General features: G+C 69.3%; 15 protein-coding genes. 5 read left to right on the forward strand and 10 right to left on the reverse strand.

The genetic code is table 11. The features are described from left to right. Window positions 1-88: 88 nt before the first annotated feature. Complete coding sequence (locus tag BDK92_RS34725; protein ID WP_121160542.1) at window positions 89-1,117, reverse strand: fibronectin type III domain-containing protein; 1,029 nt, start codon at window positions 1,115-1,117, stop codon at window positions 89-91. Between the two features lie 277 nt (window positions 1,118-1,394). On the opposite strand from BDK92_RS34725, the gene BDK92_RS34730 reads away from it, so the two are divergent. Beyond that, a complete protein-coding gene (locus BDK92_RS34730) occupies window positions 1,395-2,207 on the forward strand; it encodes an SAM-dependent methyltransferase (RefSeq protein ID WP_121160543.1) in 813 nt (270 codons plus the stop codon). A 116-nt stretch (window positions 2,208-2,323) separates the two neighbouring features. Here the strand turns inward: BDK92_RS34730 and BDK92_RS34735 are convergent, their stop codons facing one another. Next, window positions 2,324-2,590: a hypothetical protein gene (locus BDK92_RS34735; protein WP_121160544.1), complete on the reverse strand. Its 267-nt coding sequence runs from the start codon at window positions 2,588-2,590 to the stop codon at window positions 2,324-2,326. Between the two features lie 803 nt (window positions 2,591-3,393). On the opposite strand from BDK92_RS34735, the gene BDK92_RS34740 reads away from it, so the two are divergent. Next, the gene (locus BDK92_RS34740; protein WP_121160545.1) at window positions 3,394-4,122 is read left to right on the forward strand and encodes a histidine phosphatase family protein; all 729 of its coding nucleotides are present in this window, start codon (window positions 3,394-3,396) and stop codon (window positions 4,120-4,122) included. A gap of 6 nt (window positions 4,123-4,128) precedes the next feature. On the opposite strand, the gene BDK92_RS34745 is transcribed toward BDK92_RS34740, so the two are convergent. Next, window positions 4,129-4,710: a TetR/AcrR family transcriptional regulator gene (locus BDK92_RS34745; RefSeq protein WP_121160546.1), complete on the reverse strand. Its 582-nt coding sequence runs from the start codon at window positions 4,708-4,710 to the stop codon at window positions 4,129-4,131. 219 nt (window positions 4,711-4,929) lie between these two features. Between BDK92_RS34745 and BDK92_RS34750 the strand changes: the two genes are divergently transcribed. The 3 genes from BDK92_RS34750 to BDK92_RS34760 all read left to right on the forward strand — a co-directional run bounded on the left by BDK92_RS34750 (window position 4,930) and on the right by BDK92_RS34760 (window position 8,104). After that, entirely contained in the window at window positions 4,930-6,384 is a 1,455-nt protein-coding gene (locus tag BDK92_RS34750; RefSeq protein WP_121160547.1) for an MFS transporter, read from the forward strand. Between the two features lie 169 nt (window positions 6,385-6,553). Beyond that, window positions 6,554-7,297 (forward strand): neutral zinc metallopeptidase, encoded by a 744-nt coding sequence (locus BDK92_RS34755; protein ID WP_121162853.1) that lies wholly within the window; start codon window positions 6,554-6,556, stop codon window positions 7,295-7,297. Between the two features lie 144 nt (window positions 7,298-7,441). Next, window positions 7,442-8,104 carry an HAD family hydrolase gene (locus tag BDK92_RS34760; RefSeq protein ID WP_121160548.1) on the forward strand — a complete coding sequence of 221 codons (663 nt, stop codon included), beginning with the start codon at window positions 7,442-7,444 and terminating at the stop codon, window positions 8,102-8,104. A gap of 281 nt (window positions 8,105-8,385) precedes the next feature. On the opposite strand, the gene BDK92_RS34770 is transcribed toward BDK92_RS34760, so the two are convergent. From BDK92_RS34770 to BDK92_RS34800, 7 genes are all read right to left on the reverse strand, one after another. Next, window positions 8,386-10,938 (reverse strand): ABC transporter permease, encoded by a 2,553-nt coding sequence (locus BDK92_RS34770; RefSeq protein ID WP_121160549.1) that lies wholly within the window; start codon window positions 10,936-10,938, stop codon window positions 8,386-8,388. Next, complete coding sequence (locus BDK92_RS34775; RefSeq protein WP_121160550.1) at window positions 10,938-11,705, reverse strand: ABC transporter ATP-binding protein; 768 nt, start codon at window positions 11,703-11,705, stop codon at window positions 10,938-10,940. Before BDK92_RS34775 ends, BDK92_RS34770 begins: the two co-directional genes overlap by 1 nt. Window positions 11,706-12,042: 337 nt before the next feature. After that, window positions 12,043-14,601 carry an ABC transporter permease gene (locus tag BDK92_RS34780; RefSeq protein WP_121160551.1) on the reverse strand — a complete coding sequence of 853 codons (2,559 nt, stop codon included), beginning with the start codon at window positions 14,599-14,601 and terminating at the stop codon, window positions 12,043-12,045. Next, window positions 14,601-15,377, reverse strand: a complete 777-nt coding sequence (locus BDK92_RS34785) for an ABC transporter ATP-binding protein (RefSeq protein ID WP_246017417.1) — start codon at window positions 15,375-15,377, stop codon at window positions 14,601-14,603. The genes BDK92_RS34780 and BDK92_RS34785 overlap by 1 nt, the downstream gene beginning before the upstream one ends. Before the next feature lie 183 nt (window positions 15,378-15,560). After that, window positions 15,561-16,244: a response regulator gene (locus BDK92_RS34790; RefSeq protein ID WP_281278706.1), complete on the reverse strand. Its 684-nt coding sequence runs from the start codon at window positions 16,242-16,244 to the stop codon at window positions 15,561-15,563. A gap of 186 nt (window positions 16,245-16,430) precedes the next feature. Then, window positions 16,431-17,726: a sensor histidine kinase gene (locus BDK92_RS34795; protein WP_121160553.1), complete on the reverse strand. Its 1,296-nt coding sequence runs from the start codon at window positions 17,724-17,726 to the stop codon at window positions 16,431-16,433. Window positions 17,727-17,803: 77 nt separating this feature from the next. Beyond that, complete coding sequence (locus tag BDK92_RS34800; protein ID WP_121160554.1) at window positions 17,804-18,715, reverse strand: RecB family exonuclease; 912 nt, start codon at window positions 18,713-18,715, stop codon at window positions 17,804-17,806. Window position 18,716: the final 1 nt, after the last annotated feature.

Here is an 18,716-nt window from a genome sequence, read left to right on the forward strand (position 1 = left end):
AATTCGTTCGGGCGTACGCGATTTCGGGTGTGACCACCCGAGCTTCTGCTGTACGCCCGAACGACGAGTTCTTTCCGGCGGGCCCGTTCTATGTTGGTGTGACGGTGCAGATCGCGCCGCTCAGGGCGATTTGCCATGGCGCGACGGAGTCCGTGGCGACGTACCCGACCCGGACGCTGCCACCCGGCGCGATCGTCCTGTTGTAGCTGGCGTTGTCCACCCAGATCGCGCGCCGGAGCGGGTCGCGGAACAGCACTTCGGCCCCCCACAGCCCGTGGAACTGTTGGTTGGGGGCGATGTTCCAGCTCATCGTCCAGCCGTCGATCGTGGTCGTGCTGGTGTTCTCGACCACCAGGTGAGCCACTGAGCCGTTGCCCCACTGGTGCACCTCGACGCGGGCGGCACAGGCCGGAGCGGCAGACCGGGTGGTCACGGTGACCGGTTCGGAGAACGGCGAGTCGAAGCCGACCTCGTCTCGGGCCTGTACCACGAAGGTGTACGTCGTGTTCGGGCTCAGCCCGCTGATCCGGGTGCTGTTGCGGCCAGGCGGGTACTGGTAGATCTCGCTGACCCGGGTGCGGCTGCCGTCGGTGTTGACCCGGAAGACCTCGTACCGATCCAGCACGACGTTCTCCACCGAGTGCTCCCATCGCAGCCAGAGCGAGGTGTCGGAGAGGTCGTACGCGATCGGGTTTCCCGGGGCGCCCGGCGGCTGGTCGTCTCCGGGCGGCATGGTCAGCCGCAGGGTCGGCGACGAGGCTCCGTTACCGGCCGCGTCTCGCGCGATGACCTGCCAGGTGTAGGTGCGCGACGGCCCCAGTGCCTCGATCCGGATGCTGTTGGTGGCGGTGGTGTAGCTCCGACCGAAGTCCTCGAACCTGGCGTTGACGTCGTACCGCGCCACGCCGACGTTGTCGGTCGAGGCGGTCCAGGTGAACTCGACCCAGGTGGTGTCGATGTCGACGATCGTGATCGCGCCGGGCGCGGTCGGCGCCTCGGTGTCCTCCTCGGCCGCGTACGCGGGGCTGGCGACGGTCGTGACCAGGATGGCTGTCAGGACGGTGACGAGTGGTCGGTGCGCCCATGATCGGGCTGTGCGGGACGGACGAACAGGCACGATGAGTCCCCTCGCTCCCCATGCTCGGTCAGCGGTACCAATACATTCATGATGACCGATGAACACGAGAAGGGTGTTACCGCTGGTGCCGTTGATCGGCCAGCAACAGCTCGGCGAACCGGCCGCGATAAGGGAGATTCTCCGTGCCTCGGGAGCGCCACCAGGGATTTTCCTGGCGGGATCGAGCGACGCTCACCGCGCTTACCGTACTGAGCGCCTGTGGCTATGCTGGCGGCGATCAAGTCAGCGTCGTTCCGCTCGATCGAAGGATGCGCACATGACAGAGAGCTCGGCCGTCGCTGGCGTCCGGCAGGGAGTCTCCAAGCTGGACACGAACGTTCCGCAGACGGCTCGCATCTGGAACTACCTGTTGGGCGGTAAGGATCACTTCGCCGCTGACCGCGCGGTCGGTGATCAGATCATCCAGGGCCTTCCGCAGCTCGCGGAGAACGCGCGCCTGTCCCGGGCGTATCTGGCCCGCGCGGCACGCTATCTGGCCGGCGAGGCCGGCGTGCGCCAGTTCCTCGACATCGGGACCGGCCTGCCTACCGCGGACAACACGCATCAGGTTGCCCAGTCGGTGGCGCCGGACGCCCGCATCGTCTACGTCGACAACGATCCCCTTGTCCTGACTCACGCGCGAGCCCTGCTCACCAGCAGTCCGCAGGGTGTCACCGACTACATCGACGCCGATCTCCGCGACACCGAGACCATCGTGCGCGAGGCGGCCCGGACGCTCGATCTGACCAAACCGGTGGCGGTGTTCCTGATGGGCATTCTCGGGCACATCGAGGGTGACGACGAAGCCAAGTCGATCATCGGCAGGATCATGGGCGCACTGCCGTCGGGTAGCTACCTCGCGATGTACGACGGCAGCGACACCAGCGAGGCGGTCAAGGAGGCGGTGCGGATCTGGAACCTCTCCGCGAACCCGCGTTATCACCTCCGCAGCCCCGAACGGATCGCTGACCTGTTCGAGGGGCTCGAGTTGGTCGAGCCCGGTGTGGTTTCGGTCAACGAGTGGAAACCGGACCCGTCCACCCCGCCGGGCGTCATCGACCAGTATTGCGCTGTCGGACGCAAGCCGTGAGGGAACACCGTCCGGCGTGAGGACGTCAGCGTTGTGGGTGCGGCTCCTCCTGGTCAGGTTCGCGGTGGCCCAGCTCGCCACGACCCGGGCTGAGGTCGGGCGGCCCCACAACCCGTTCATCCATGACCGGGTTGGGCGCGCACCACGTCACCGGGACGTATGTGGGCCGCGTCCAGGCCGAGCAGAACCAGCGAGGTCGTCCCGGGGCGGGCGTGGATCTCGATGAGCGCCTGGGCGGTGGCGACGACCTGACCGTTCCGGACCACATCCACGCGTTCCCCATTGCGCAGTAGCCCCTGACTGGTCGACCCGTTGACGATCACTGGGCGACCCGTGACCGCGAACACCTCCGAGATGTCCAGCTCAAAGCGTGGTTCGGGCACGGGTCACTGCCACCCAATCTGGTCCGGTGTACGGCTTTCGCCGGCCCGGAGCGTAGCGCTCCGGGCCGGCGTCCGGCCGTCGGCGCCGGTTGCCACCGACCCCCGGCGGTGGTTACCGGGCACACCGCTCGCTCCGGCCGGCAAACAACCATCTGCCGACCGTATTCCGGGCGGCGTTGGGTGGCCGACGACGGGGCAATCAAGTGGGGACCGGTTCGATACCTTGTACGCGTGCCCGCCGTTGACGAGGCTGGACCAGCCCGACTGGGCATCGGCTTCGGTACGTCCACCACCGTGGCGATGGTCTCCGTGTTCAGGTGCAGTACGTCGGCGGTGCCGGCGTGGTGGCGACCTACCGGGCCAACGGCACCAGCTCCATCGACTACAGCAAGATGGAACCGAGGGTCGGCATCCTGCGCGGCGTCACCTGGTCCGCTGATTCCCTTCCTCGAACCGACGACCTATCGCTGTTCGGGGGATCGCCTGATCTCCTACAGCGAGCAGGGCAACTTCTCGGACGAGGCGGTCCGGATCAGCGGACCGCCGACACCGACACCGGGTGCGACGCCGAGTGCGGCGTCCTCGGGCGGAAACGGGTAACCGTACGGCGGCGGATCTCTGTAGGGTGCCTCGGATGGGTGCGATCAAACCGTGGCACGTGGTGGTCCTGTCGGTCGTCTGTCTTCTGCCGCTGTTCGTCGCGACACTGGCCGGGGTGTGGTGGGCGATGTCCCGCCGCCGCCGGAACCGTTGAGCCGGTAAGGGCCGCTCGCGCCTGACCGTACGAGACGGGAGAAACAGCCGTGGCCGCACCACCCGGATCAGCGGCCACCGAGGTCGCCGAGCTGACGGTGATCCGGCACGGGCAGAGCACCGCGAATGCGGCGTTCGCGATCGCCGATGCGGCGGGGAGCACCGACAGTGGTGTCACCGGTCGGGACGCCGACATCGCGCTCTCACCGCTCGGCGAGGCGCAGGCGGTCGCGCTCGGACGGCACTTCGGTGCGCTCCCCACGGACCGGCGGCCCCAGGTGGTGATCTGTTCGCCGTACCGGCGAGCCCGGCAGAGTTGGCGGCTGGCGGTGCAGGCCGCGCGCGCGCAGGGCGGCCCGGACCTGCCGGAGTCCTCGGTCGACGAGCGGTTGCGTGACCGCGTGACGGGCGAACTGGAACTGCTCACCCGGGCCGCGATCGCCGCCCGCTTTCCGGCCGAGGTGGCCCGTCGCAACTCGACGGGGGAGTTCCACTACCGTCCACCCGGCGGGGAGTCGCTGCTGGATGTGGCGGCCCGCCTCAGCCCGCTGCTCGACGACGTACGGCGTGATCACGCCGGGGCCCGGGTGTTGCTGGTCGCCCACGATTCGGTGGTGCTGATGCTGCGTCAGCTGGTCGAGGGCCTGTCCCTGGCGGAGTTGGAGACGGTCGTACGGGCGGGACCCGTGACGAACGCCTCGATCACCCGCTGGACGGGCGAAACGGGACGACTGGTGCTCGCGGAGTACAACACGGTCACCCACCTGCCGGGGGAGTGAGTCAGCTCAGCTCCTCGGGGCCTGCGGCCGCAGGCCGTCGAGCGCCAGGTTGAGCACGCGCTCCAGTTGCGCGGGTTCGGTCACCTTGACCAGGGTGATCCCGCTGACCAGCCGCATCACGTCGTCGATGTTGGTGTCGGACCGTACGACGCCGGCGGTCTGGGCGCGTTCGAGCAGCGGCTGGCCGGCGGCGTATACCTCGTCCCGGCAGCGCCGGAAGATCTCGGAGTCGTGTATCAGTTCCTCGGCCAACGCCCGCTTCGTGCCGATGTAGTCCACCAGCCGGCGCAGCCAGCCGACGAGCGCTTCCCAGGGTGGCTCGCCCGACAGATCGGCGGCGGAGCGGGAGACCGCTTCGACCTCGTCGATGTAGACCGCCTCGAAGAGTTCCCGGCGGGTGGGGAAGTGTCGGTAGAGGGTGCCGATGCCGACCTCGGCCCGGCGGGCGATGTCTTCCAGTGAGGCCGACACGCCTTCCTCGCCGAAGGCGGTGCGTGCCGCCGCGACCAGCTTCTCGTAGTTCCGGCGCGCGTCGGCGCGTTTCGGCCGGTGGGAGAGGGTGCCGGATGCCGGTGCGGCGTTCGTCACAGCGTGCTCTCCCCACTTCGGTTGCAACCGGAGGCACCCCTCCGATAGCGTTCTGGAGGCGCCCCTCCTCTTGCTGTTCGGAGGGAGCCCTCCGCATATGCTACCTCCCGTCGGAACGGGACGGAGCAGGCAGTTCGCTCGCTGACCACTGGCCGGACGACCAGTTGCCGGGCGGGCCACTGGCAACCATTCCAGCTAGTCCCCCTTAAGGAAGTCCTCGTGGCATCGACCACCAGACGTACGTCCCCACAGGTGACCTTCGCCGTGCTCGGCGCCGGCGCCGGCTTTTTCGCGATGATGCAGTCGTTGATCAGCCCCGTGCTCTCCACGATCCAGCACGACCTGCACACCTCCCAGAGCACGGTGACCTGGGTGTTGACCGCCTACCTGCTCTCCGCGGCGATCTTCACGCCGATCCTCGGCCGGGTCGGCGACATGATCGGCAAGGAACGGGTACTGGTCCTCACCCTGGTGGGACTCGCGGTCGGCTGCCTGCTGGCCGCGATCGCACCCAACATCGGCGTGCTGATCATCGCCCGGCTCATCCAGGGCATCGGTGGCGCGGTGTTCCCACTCTCGTTCGGCATCATCCGGGACGAGTTCCCACCGTCCCGGATGTCCTCCGCGATCGGCACGATGTCGGCCATCATCGCGGTCGGCGGCGGCCTCGGCGTCGTACTCGCCGGACCGATCGTGGGCCTGCTCGGCTACCGGTGGCTGTTCTGGATCCCGCTGCTGATCGTCGGACTCACCGCGCTCGCGGCACACCGGTTCGTCCCCGAGTCGCCGGTACGTAACCGGGGCCGGATCAGCTGGCTCGCCACCGTACTGATGTCCGGGTGGCTCGTCGCGCTGCTCCTCGCGGTCAGCGAGGCGCCGAAGTGGGGCTGGCAGTCGACCAAGGTGATCGGCCTGCTGGTCGCGGCCGTCGTGATCTTCGCCGGCTGGGTCACCACCGAGATCCGCTCGGCGAACCCGCTCATCGACATGCGGATGATGCGGCTGCCCGCGGTCTGGGCCACCAACCTGGTCGCGCTGCTCTTCGGCGGGGCGATGTTCGCCCTCTACGGTTTCCTCCCGCAGTTCACCCAGACCCCCAGCGCGGCCGGGTACGGCTTCGGCGCGAGCGTCACCGAAGCCGGTCTGCTGATGCTGCCGATGCTGGTCACCATGTTCGCCGCGGGCCTGCTCAGTGGCCGGATCGAACCGGTGTTCAGCGCGAAGGCGCAGCTCATCACCGGTGCGGCCTTCAGTGTGTTGGCCTGTGCCGGGCTCGTCGTGGCACACGACGCGCGCTGGCAGCTCGGCGCCGCCGCCGCCGTCTTCGGCCTGGGCATCGGTCTGGCCTACTCGGCCATGACGAACCTGATCGTGAAGAGTGTGCCGGCCCACCACACCGGTGCCGCGGTCGGGATGAACGCCAACATCCGCACCATCGGCGGGGCGATCGGGGCCGCCCTGATGAGCAGCATCGTCACCGCCAACCTCCAGGCCAGTGGTCTGCCCCGGGAGGCGGGTTACACCCACGGCTTCGCGATGCTCGCCGGCCTGTCGGTGGCGGCCGTCGCGGCGGCGCTGCTCGTACCGACCGTGCGTCGGGCGTCCCGGTCAGCGGCGGACGTTGTGACACCGGCCCCGGTGGCACCCTCGACCCCGGTCGTCGCCACCAGGTGAGTGACCGATCCCGGCCGGGCGCCCCACCAGGACGCCCGGCCGGGCGGGACGACCGCCGTCCGAGGCCCCCGGTGGCCGTCGTTCGTGGACCGTGGCGACCGGCCCTTCGAGCGGCAATCATTGACGTACCGCCGTTTTGCCGGGCGGCACGATCGCCGAGGAGGCCGCGATGACGGTAGAGACCACGTACCGGTCCAGGCCAGGGGCGGCGGTGGTCGGCCTGGTCGTCGCCCTCGCGGTGACACTCGGCTGCATGGGTACGCCGGGCGCGGAGCCAGGCGAGCCATCCGCGACTGGTTCGGCCGCCCCGTCCGGCACCTCCGGTGAGGCGGTGGACGGGACCATGAGCGTCGAGGAGTTCGAGCGCGACATCGCCGGCGCGGTCCGCCTCGCCGAGCAGTACTGGCAGGAGCGCTTCACCGAGTCCGGTCAGCGGTTCGAGGCGGTCGGGCGGGTGCTCACCTACTCCCGGTCCGGTGAGATCGCCTGCGGCCAACAGGAGATCCCACGCAACAACGCGGTCTACTGCCCTGCGGGCGACTTCATCGCCTACGACGTGAACTGGGCGGTCGGCGCCTTCCGGCAGATCGGCGACGCGTTCATCTTCTTCCTGCTCGGCCACGAGTACGCGCACGCGATCCAGGCGCGTCTCGGCATCCGGCACCAGTTCACCATCCAGGCCGAGTTGCAGGCCGACTGCATGGCCGGGGCGTACCTCGGTGACTCGGTGCAGAGCAGGCAGCTCGACCTGCAGGACGGCGACCTCGACGAATTCCGGGCCGGTCTGGTGGCCGTCGGGGACGACCCGGACCAGCCATGGTTCGCCGAGGGCTCCCACGGCACCGCCGAGCAGCGGATCGACTCGTTCTTCCGCGGCTACGACCGCTCCTTCGCCGCCTGCGACCTCACCTGAGCCGTCTGCCCGGCATCGCCCAGCTGAGGAATCGGCCACAGTTCACCCGGAGTAGGCGTACGGGTCCGAACCGCGCTTGCGATGATCAGGGGACTTGCCGCTCCTACCCGGGAGGACGTCCTGACTGGCTCGCACCCCGCCGCCGTGCTCTTCGACATGGACGGCACGCTCGTCGACAGCGAGCGGATCTGGGAGATCGCCCTGCACGAGTTGGCCGCGCACTACGGCGGGACCCTCTCGGCGCCGGCCCGGCGCGCCATGGTCGGCTCCAGCATGGCCACCTCCATGGCGATCATGCACGCCGACCTCGGCCAGGAGTGGCGGGACGCGGCCTACGGCGCGGCCTGGCTGGAGAAGCGGGTGGCCGAGTTGTTCGTCGACGGGTTGCCCTGGCGTCCGGGCGCGCTCGGCCTGCTGCAACTGGTCCGGGCCGCCGGCATCCCGACCGCCCTGGTCACCTCCACCGGCCGGCAACTCGTCGAGATCGCGCTGGAGACGCTCGGCCGGGACAGTTTCGACGTGGTCGTCTGCGGCGACGAGGTGACGGCCCCCAAACCCGATCCGGAGCCGTACCTGACGGCGGCACGGTTGCTCGGCGCACCGATCGAGCGGTGCGTGGCGATCGAGGATTCACCCACAGGGGTGGCGAGCGCGGTGGCCGCAGGTGCTGCCGTACTCGCGGTGCCGAGCGAGGTTCCGCTCGACCCGGCGGAGGGCGTACACCTGTTGGAGAGCCTGACCGGCGCGGACCTGGCGTTGCTCGCCCGCCTGGTGGCCGGACTGGATCTGCCGACGCCACCTGCCTGAGCCGTGGCCCCCGAGAGGGCACCCGCCCGCTGTGCGCGGCCCTGGTCGGGGTTGGTGTAGCGGGCGCGCATGGCGGGGCTGGCGGCCGGCCCGGCGGTGAAGGCGTCGACGAGGATCATGCTGCGTTGCTCCGGTACGAGACGGGCGTTGCCCCACGCCGCCATGGCGACGATGACCGGTCGCGGCGACCGACCGAGCTCCTTGGACGAGGCGGTCACGCCGCACCGTAAGGGCGGCGTCGCGTACGACGCCGCCCTTACACCCCCGTCCCCCCGGAGCGGCTATTCGTGCGCGATCGCGCCCAGGACGTTGATCCGGGCGGCCCGGATCGCCGGCAGCACCGCCGCGACCACGCCGACCACCGCGGCAAGGCCGATCAGGACGCCCAGCTGGGCCCAGGGCAGCACCAGGTCGGTGATGCCCTCGTCCCGCAGCGCCCGGACCACGGCGGCGCCGAGACCGGCGCCGACCGCCATGCCGAGCAACGCCCCGAAGACCGAGATCACTACGGCCTCGACGGTCACCATCCACATGGTCCGTGCCCGGTTGAGTCCGATCGCCCGGAGCAGCCCCAGTTCACGGGTCCGCTCCAGCACCGACAGCGCCAGCGTGTTCACGATCCCGAGTACGGCGATCAGGATCGCCAGCGCCAACAGGATCTGGATCATGGTGAGCAGCATGTCGAACTGCCCGGTCTGCTGTTCGATGAAGGTCGCCCGGTCGGCGACCGACACCTCCGGGCTGTCCGCGAGCAGCGCCTCGACCTGCGGGAGTACCTGGCCGACCGAGGTGCCCGGGTCGAGTTGCAGGTAACCCTGCGACGGCCGGGGGATGGCGAAGTCCTTCGTCGCCGCCTGCGGCAGCAGGAATCCGCTGTACAGCTCCGATTCGCTGTAGATGCCACGCACCGTATAGGTGTGCGCCTCACCCCGCGACAACTGCACCGGGACCGTCGAGCCCACACTCAGACCCATGTCACGGGCCGTGCTCGCGTCAACCAGGACCTGGTCCGGGCCGAGTCCGTCGATGCTGCCGGCGGTCGGTTTCACCCCGTATATGTCGACCATCGCCGGTACGTCGTTCGTCGCGTTGACCCACTCCCGTACACCGTTGACCACGGCCAGGTCGCCCCAGAAGCCGGCGACGGCCTTGACGCCGGGCAGTTCGGTCGCCCGCTCCAGCACCGTCGGGTCGAAGGTCGGCGGCCTGGGCCCGGACTGCGCCCCGGAGATCACCAGGTCGGCGCTGATGGTCTCCTCGGCCAGGCCGGCGATGCTCGACTTGGCCGAGTCCAGGATGATGGTCACTCCGGTGACCAGCGCGATGCCGATCATCAGGGCAGCCGCGGTGATCGCGGTCCGTCGCGGATTACGTCCCGAGTTGAGCCGACCGAGCTTGCCCGGTACGGACCAGGAGAAGATCCGGCCGAGCAGCGACACCACCGGACGACTGATCATCGGGGTCAGCAGTGCCACGCCGATGAACGCGAGCAGCACCCCACCGAGGATGGTGCCGAGCACGTTGTCGCCGGCCGCGCCGGTCAACCCCAGGGCCAGCAGGCCGGCGCCGAGCACGGAGACGACCGCGCCGGACACGGTGAGGCGGGTGAGCGGACGGTCCGGGGTGGCCACGTCCTGCATCGCCGCGATCGGCGGGATCCGGGACGCGCGTAGTGCGGGGATCAACGCGGCGATCACCGTGATCAGGATGCCGACCGCGAAGGAGCTGATCACCGCCACCGGTGGTACGCCCACGCCGGCCAGTTCCAGGCCGCCGCCGAACTGCCCGAAGACGTACGCCAGCAGCGCGCCGACCCCGATCCCGGCGCCCAGGCCGAGGGCCGAGGCGACCAGGCCGATCGCCACCGCCTCGACCAGAACCGAACGGACCACCTGCCGGCCGCTGGCGCCGATCGCCCGCATCAGCGCCAGCTCGCGGGTGCGCTGGGCCACGATGATCGAGAAGGTGTTGAGAATCAGGAACGTGCCGACCAGCAGCGCCACCCCGGCGAAGCCGAGCAGGATCTGGTTGAAGAAGGCGAGTCCCTCCTTCAACCCGGCCGCCGAGTCGGCGGAGAGCTGTTCACCGGTCTTCACCTCGTACCCGTCACCGACCGCGGCGGCGACCCGGTCACGCAGGGCGGCCTGGGAAACGCCGTCCTGGGCGCGAACGCTGATGTTGGTGTAGACGTCCCGGGCACCGAGCATGAGCTGCTGGGCGACCGGGTTGGTGAACGCCACCTCGTTGACACCGCCGAGGCTGTCCCGGTCACCGCTGTAGCCGAAGACGCCGACCAGGGTGAACTCCTGCTTCGGAGCCAGGTCGACCAGGACTGCGACCCGGTCGCCGACCTTGACCTTGGCCGCCTTGGCCAGCCCGGCGTTGATCACGATCTCGGTGTCGGCGGTCGGCGCGCGCCCCTCACGCAGCTTCAGCAGCTCGTTCTCGCCGGTCCAGTTCTCGCCCAGTTGTGGCGGGCCGAAGGAGGTGACCACCTTGCCGTTGCTGCCGATCAGGCGCGCCCCGTCGGTGGCGACTACGCCGGTCGCGTCGGCGACGCCGGGCACCTTCCGTACGGTCTCCAGTGCGGCGGCGGGCAGCGGTGCGGCGATCTGCTCGCCCTCGAACTCGCTCAACGCCACCTTCGGCTTGGCCGCCACGTTCACGTCCGTGGTGGCGTACGCGTCGCTGAACACCGAGTCGAAGGAACGTCCGAGGGTGTCGGTCAGGACGAACGAGCCGGCGACGAACATGACGCCCAGCACCACCGCCAGTCCGGAGAGGACCAGCCGTACCTTCCGGGCCAGCAGGCTCTTCAGGGTTGCGCGCAGCATCAGTTCTCCGCCTCGGCGAGCACGTCGATCCGCTTCATGGTGTCCAGCACGGTCTCCGGAGTCGGCTCGAACAGCTCCGAGACGATGGCGCCGTCGGCGAGGAAGATGACGCGGTCGGCGTAGCTGGCGGCGACGGGGTCGTGGGTGACCATGACGATGGTTTGGTGGTGGTTGCGGACGCTGTCGCGGAGGAAGGTGAGGACTTCGGCGCCGGCGCGGGAGTCGAGGTTGCCGGTGGGTTCGTCGGCGAAGATGACGTCGGGTCGGGCGACGAGGGCGCGGGCGCAGGCGACGCGTTGTTGTTGGCCGCCGGAGAGTTGGTTGGGTCGGTGGTGGAGGCGGTCGGCGAGGCCGACGGTTTTGATGACTGTCTGGTACCAGTCGGGGTCTGGTTTGCGTCCGGCGATGGAGAGGGGGAGGAGGATGTTTTCTTCTGCGGTGAGGGTGGGGAGGAGGTTGAATTGTTGGAAGATGAAGCCGACTTTGTCGCGGCGGAGTTTGGTGAGTCCGTTGTCGTTGAGTCCGGTGACGGTGGTGTTGCCGATGTGGATGGTGCCGCGGGTGACGGAGTCGAGTCCGGCGAGGCAGTGCATGAGGGTTGATTTGCCGGATCCGCTGGGTCCCATGATGGCGGTGTAGCGGCTTTGTTCGAATTCGGCGGTGACGCCGCGGAGTGCGATGACCTGTGCTTCGCCGCTGCCGTATACCTTCCATACGTCACTGGCACGCGCCGCCGCCTGCGTATTCTGGTCTATCGTCGCGGTCACTCGAATTCTCCTTCAAAGGAAAGTCGTTCGGCCGGGCACCTGGTCCGGCTGGCAGTTTCCATCTTCGGTGCCGTCGTCGCCCGACTCGTCCGTCCGCAGGTGGAGGCGAAGCGGATATTTCGCTGCGGGTCGGCCCGGATGTCCACTCAGGGTTGCCCCTGACTGCTAGCGGCCGAGGGCAGTCGCCATTCGGATTTTTCCGCATGAACGCGTTCCGTGTGGCGATTTGCCCGGATCGTCGGTGTCGATCCCACCCCGGGCCGGAGTCGGCCGCCGAAAAAGACGGTGCGGGGTGGGTACCCGCGCCCACCCCGCACCGTCCCGCCGGTTGTGCCGACTACTCGTACGAGATCGCGTCCAGGACGTTGAGCCGGGACGCCCGCCACGCCGGCCACCACGCGGCCACCACCCCGGCCAGAGCCGCGGCGACCACGAAGCCGATGAGCTGCCCGTACGGCAACGCGACCATGGTGATCGCCTCCGCGTTGCGCATGACCTCGGTGACCGTGACCCCGAGCGCCACCCCGAGCCCGACCCCGAGCAGGCAGCCGAAGACCGCCATCAGCAGCGACTCCACCCGGACCATCCGCCGGACCTGCCGGCGGTTCATGCCTACCGCGCGGAGCAGACCCAGTTCCCGGGTCCGTTCGTAGATGCTCAGCACCAGGGTGTTCACGATGCCGAGGAACGCCACCAGGACGGCGAGCGCCAGCAGTACGTAGAAGATCGCCAACAACTGGTCCACCGCCGCGGTCTGCTGGCCGATGAAGGTTGCCTGGTCGACGACGCTGACCAGCGGATAGTCGGACATGAGCGTCTCGATCTGGCGGGTCACCGCCGACACGTCGGCCCCGTCGGACACCTGGACGAAGCCCTGCAGGGCCAGCGGCCCGGCGAGATACCGCACCTGTGAGTCGGAGACGAGTACGCCGCTGGCCACCGGTGTGCGCTGGTAGATCCCGGCAACCGTGTACGTCCGGGCGCCACCGACCGGCATCTCGACCACGAAGGTGCTGCCGACCCGCCAGCCGTTGGTCTCCGCCGTGCCGTCGTCGACGACCGCGTCGTTCTCCCCGGTCGGGGTCAGGGTGCCGGACTGTTCCTCGAGCGCGAACATCGCCCTGGCGGCGGGCAGGTCGGTGGCCTGGAGGAACGAGTTTGCCTGACCCCCCACGGTCACCACCGCCGCGTGCATCGAGACGGTCCTCGTCACCCCGGGAATCCGGCTCGCCTGCTCCAGCCGCGCCGGGTCGAAGCCCTCCCGTCCGCTCGGCGGCGCGACCAGGGTGGTGGTGACGATGACGGCGGCACTGAGGTTGTTCTCCACCAGGTCGGTCACGCTGGCCTTCAGTGAGGCACCGATCACGCTGACCGCGCTGACCAGGGTCACGCCGACCATCAGCGCCGCGGCCGTCACCGCCGTACGGCGCGGATTGCGCAGGGTGTTGCGCCGACCGATCCCGGTTGCCGTGCCCCAGCTCACCAGCCGGCCGAGCGTGCCGGCCACGGGGCGGGTGAGTGCCGGCGAGAGCAGCGCCACCCCGACCACCGCGAGCAGTACGCCGACACCGAGTGCGATCGCGGTCAGCCCGTCCACCCCGACCAGCCCGACGGTGAGCAGCAGCGCGCTGATCAGCGTGATCACACCACCGGTGATGGTCAGGCCGCGGAGGGACTTGTCCGGTCGGACCACCTCCCGCATCGCGGCGATCGGTGGCACCCCGGCGGCACGGACCGCCGGGACCAGCGCGGCGATCACCGTCATCACCACACCCACCAGGTACGACACACCGACGGCGAGGCCGCTGATGGTGAGTCCACCCTCCGGCAGTGGGAAGCCGAAGGCGGCGACGAGCGACTGGAGGCCGGCCGCCACTCCGATCCCGGCGGCCAGACCGAGGGTGGACGCGATCAGCCCGACCACCACCGCCTCGACCAGTACGCTGCCGGTCACCTGACCCCAGCTGGCGCCGAGGGCGCGCAGCAGTGCCAGTTCCCGGGACCGTTGGGCGATGATGATGTTGAAAGTGTTGAAGATCAGGAACATCCCGACCAGGAGCGCGATCAGGGCGAAGCCGAGGAAGAACCAGTTCACGAAGGTGAGCAGCTGCTTCAGGGCTGAGGCCTGCTGTTCGGCCGCCTCCTCTCCGGTGATGGCCTCGAAGCCGGTTGGCACGGCCGTGCCGACGCGTTCCTTCAACGTCTGGTGGGACACCCCCGAGTCCGCCTGGAGTTGGGCGGCGCCGAAGACCCCGGTACGTCCGTAGAAGAGGCGCTGGGCCTCCGGCACGGTGAAACCGATCATGGTCTCGCCGCCGAGCGTCGCCCGCCCGCCGGAATACTCGAGCAGGCCGACCACGGTCCACTCGGAACTGCTCGCGCTCCGGGGCACGTAGATCTTGATCCGCTCACCGATCTGGTGACCGGTCTGCTCGGCGGTGTAACGGGTGAGCGTCACCTCGTTGTCGGTCTGGGCAGCTCGGCCCTCGACCACCTGGAGCAGACCGTCGGCGACGAAGTCGTCGGCGCCCAGTCCCACCCCGAGATGCGGTGCCCCGGGCGGCAGGGCCTTGCCGTCTTCCTTCCGGAACGGGGTAAGGCCCTCCGAACTGGCATCACCGACGACCGCGCGGACTCCGTCAACGGCCGCCAACCGGCCCAGGTCGGCATCGGTCAACAAGGGCGGGTTCGGGTCCTCCCCGGCGGCGTCGGTCACCTGCACCTGGACCGCGACGTCCTTGTTGATGGTCTGGAACAGCTGCTCGAACCGGCCACCGAGGCTGTCGGTGAGGACGAACGCGCTGGCCACGAACATCACACCGAGGATGATGGCGAAACCGGAGAGGACCAGCCGGAGCTTGCGCGAGAGCAGGCTCTTCAGCGTGGCGCGCAGCATCAGGCCACCTCGGGCTGGTGCGCCAGCACGTCCAGGTGCTTGAGCGTGTCCAGCACCGCCTCGGCGGTGGGATCGGTCAACTCGTCCACGATGGCGCCGTCGGCGAGGAAGATGACGCGGTCGGCGTAGCTGGCGGCGACGGGGTCGTGGGTGACCATGACGATGGTTTGGTGGTGGTTGCGGACGCTGTCGCGGAGGAAGGTGAGGACTTCGGCGCCGGCGCGGGAGTCGAGGTTGCCGGTGGGTTCGTCGGCGAAGATGACGTCGGGTCGGGCGACGAGTGCGCGGGCGCAGGCGACGCGTTGTTGTTGGCCGCCGGAGAGTTGGTTGGGTCGGTGGTGGAGGCGGTCGGCGAGGCCGACGGTTTTGATGACTGTCTGGTACCAGTCGGGGTCTGGTTTGCGTCCGGCGATGGAGAGGGGGAGGAGGATGTTTTCTTCTGCGGTGAGGGTGGGGAGGAGGTTGAATTGTTGGAAGATGAAGCCGACTTTGTCGCGGCGGAGTTTGGTGAGTCCGTTGTCGTTGAGTCCGGTGACGGTGGTGTTGCCGATGTGGATGGTGCCGCGGGTGACGGAGTCGAGTCCGGCGAGGCAGTGCATGAGGGTTGATTTGCCGGATCCGCTGGGTCCCATGATGGCGGTGTAGCGGCTTTGTTCGAATTCGGCGGTGACGCCGCGGAGTGCGATGACCTGTGCTTCGCCGCTGCCGTATACCTTCCATACGTCACTGGCACGCGCCGCCGCCTGAGCGCTGGCTGCGGGTATTGTCCCCGTCACGATCTCTCCCTCGGTCGATGACGGCGTTCGCCGTCCTACCGTTACGCTAGGTGGCCGTGGCAATCCGGTCATCCTGCGCGCGGAGGGTTTCGGGGTGCGATCCGGCGTACCGCCGGCTCCGACCGCAGGAGGGTCGGCGCCGTCCCTGGGACGTACGACTCACGGGGGAGCGACAGGGGAACGTCAGCCGCCCGGCCGGACCAGCCCCGATTCGTACGCGAACACCACGGCCTGCACCCGGTCACGTAGGCAGAGTTTGGTCAGTACGTGTCCGACATGCGTCTTGATCGTCGTCTCACTGATCGACAGGGCCCGTGCTATCTCCGCGTTGGACAGTCCCCGGGCGATGTGCACCAGCACCTCCCGCTCCCGCTCGGTCAGCACGTCGAGCGCCTTCGGCTGGGTCGACGAGGGGTCAGGCAACAGGTCGGCGAAGCGGTCGAGCAGTCGCTTGAGGATCCGCGGCGCGACCACCGCCTCCCCGGCGGCGACGGTACGGATGGCGCTGACCAGATCCTCTGCGGGCACATCCTTGGCCAGGAACCCGCTCGCCCCCGCCCGCAACGCGCCCACCACGTACTCGTCGAGGTCGAAGGTGGTCAGGATGAGTACGCGTACCGGCAGCCGGGCATCGACGATGGCCCGGGTCGCGGCCACTCCGTCCATCCGGGGCATCCGGATGTCCATCAGCACCACGTCGGGCAGCAACCGCCGGGCGAGTTCGACCGCCTCCGACCCGTCGCCGGCCTCGCCCACGATGTCGAGGTCCTGCTCCTCGCTGAGCACCATCCGGAACCCGGTACGCAACAGCGGCTGGTCGTCGGCGAGCAGGATCCGTACCGGACGGGCACCCCGCGCACGGTCCACCCAGGCCGCACCGGTGACCTCACTTCGTTCGGTCACGCCGTCTCCTCGCTGCGCTCGTCATCGTCGTGACCTGGGTGGCTGTGCCGGTTGGTGACCTCACTTCGTTCGGTCACGCCGTCTCCTCGCTGCGCTCGTCATCGTCGTGACCTGGGTGGCTGTGCCGGTTGGTGACCTCACTTCGTTCGGTCACGCCGTCTCCTCGCCGCTCGGCACACCGGTGGCCTCCAGTGGCACTTTCGCGTACACCCGGAAACCTCCGCCGGGACGGGGGCCGGTCCGCAGGGTCCCACCGTAGAGGGCAACCCGTTCGCGCATACCGACCAGGCCGTGCCCGGCACGGTTCGGGTCGAGCGACGGGCCGCGCCCGGTGTCGAGCACCTCCACCACCAGCCAGTAGACACCGAAGGTGAGCCGGACCTGGGCGGTGGCCGTACCGGCGTGTTTCAGCGCGTTGGTGAGCGCCTCCTGCACGATCCGGAAAACGGTGAGAGCGAGGCTCGGCTCCAGTGGCGCGGGTGTCCCCTCCACCCGCAGTGAGACCGGCAGACCCGCCTCGCGTACCTGGTCGACCAGCGCATCGAGTCCGGCCAGGCCGGGCTGTGGGGTCAGGTCTGCGGCCGGCTCGGCGTCGGTTCGCAACACGTCGAGCAGACGGCGCAGTTCGCGCAGGGTGGTCCGGCTGGTCTCGGCGATGCTGCCGAGCGCCTCGTCGGCGGCGACCGGGTCACGGGTCAACACCCGTCGGGCACCGGTCGCGAGCACGCTCATCACGCTGACGTGGTGGGCGACCATGTCGTGCAGTTCGCGGGCGATCCGGCGGCGTTCGTCGGCGACCGCCTGGTCGGCCATCGAGCGTTGGTTCTCCTCGGCCACCCGGGCGCGTTCCTCCAGCGCCCGGATCGTGGCCCGTCGGGCGTGCACGGTACGTCCGACGAAGAAGCAGACCAGCGCGATCAGCGCGTTGGTGAAGATCATGTACGCCCGGGTGATCCCGATCGAACCGACCGGCACGGGCAGTGTCAGCGCGGCGGCCAGGATCGGTGTCCAGAGCAGGGTGGTCAGAAGGACGGCCCGACGCAGCGGGAAGCGGGCCGCAGTGGTGTAGGTGAGCAGGACGAACGCCACGATCGCGGTGAGCGGCTCGTGCCGGTCGAGGACCGCGCCGGCGGCGGTGGTCAAGGCCAGCACCACGGCGACCTGGGGCAGGAGTCGACTCAGCGCGATCGGTAGCGCGCAGACCAGGCTCCAGGTGATCGTTATCGGCCACCCGCCGCCGGTCGGCTCGGCCGACCCGCTCGCTGCCAACAACGTCTCGGCCAGCACCACCAGGCCGGCCAGCAGCGCGTCCTGCGCGAGTACCCGACCGTCGTAGCCGGTCAGACGGGGAAGTCGCCAGCGACCGCCCGACGGCGGCAGGACGGCATCCGCGTCGGCGTGGTCCGGCGGCCGGTCGCGCGTCGCCGGGACGTCGATACGGGTCATGCTGGCGACGGTAGCCGGTGTGCGGGCGAAGTCGTCCGCACCGGGGGTGGACCGTGTCTCCTCCTCCGGGAGGAGGTTTACTCGTCCTCCGCCGGCCCGCCGGCCCGGCTGGGCTGCTCCGGGATCACCACGGTGGTCGCCACGTCGGGGAAGGGTGGCGGCGTGCCGCCGAACGCGGGACAGAGTGCCTGGTGACTGCACCAGTCACAGAGCCGGCTCGGCTTGGGACGGAAGTCCTGGTTCGTGGTCGCCTGCTCGATCGCCCGCCAGAGCGCGACCAGGGTGCGCTCGAACCGGGCCAGTTCGTCGGCGTCCGGAGCGTAGTCGCAGATCTCCGCGTCCTTGAGGTAGAGCAGGCGGAGCACCTTGGGGACCACCCCACGGGTGCGCCAGAGCACCAGCGCGTAGAACTTGAGCTGGAACAGCGCCCTGGCCTCGAACGCCTCCCTGGGAGCGCCGCCGGTCTTGTAGTCGACCACCCGCAGCGCCCCGTCCGGAGCCACGTCGAGCCGGTCGATGTAACCGCGGATCAGCAACTCGTCGTCGACCACCGTGGAGATCAACGTCTCCCGCTCGGCCGGCTCGAGCCGGCGCGGATCCTCGACCGTGAAGTAGCCGTCGAGCAGCCGGCGGGCCGATCCGAGGAACTCGGTGACGTCCACCGCCGCCTCGTCGGCGAACAGTCCGGTCAGCTCCGGCTCGTCCGCGACCAGCCGGTCCCACTCCGGGCTGACCAGGTCACCGGCGGCCGTCGGCGTTCGGGCCGGGGCCGGCAGGTCGAAGAGTCGTTCGAGTACGGCGTGCACCAGGGTCCCGCGGACCTGGTCGAGACTGGGCCGCTCGGGCAACCGGTCGATGCTGCGGAACCGGTACAGCAGCGGGCAGGTCTTGAAATCCGCCGCCCGCGACGGTGAGAGGGAGGGCCCGGGGGGCCGTTCGGCCACCGGGGAGCGTCCGGTCGTCTGCTTCGTCACCATCTCCGCCGTCATG

Origin of the sequence: Micromonospora pisi (assembly GCF_003633685.1) — a bacterium.
Taxonomy (GTDB): Bacteria; Actinomycetota; Actinomycetes; order Mycobacteriales; family Micromonosporaceae; genus Micromonospora_G; species Micromonospora_G pisi.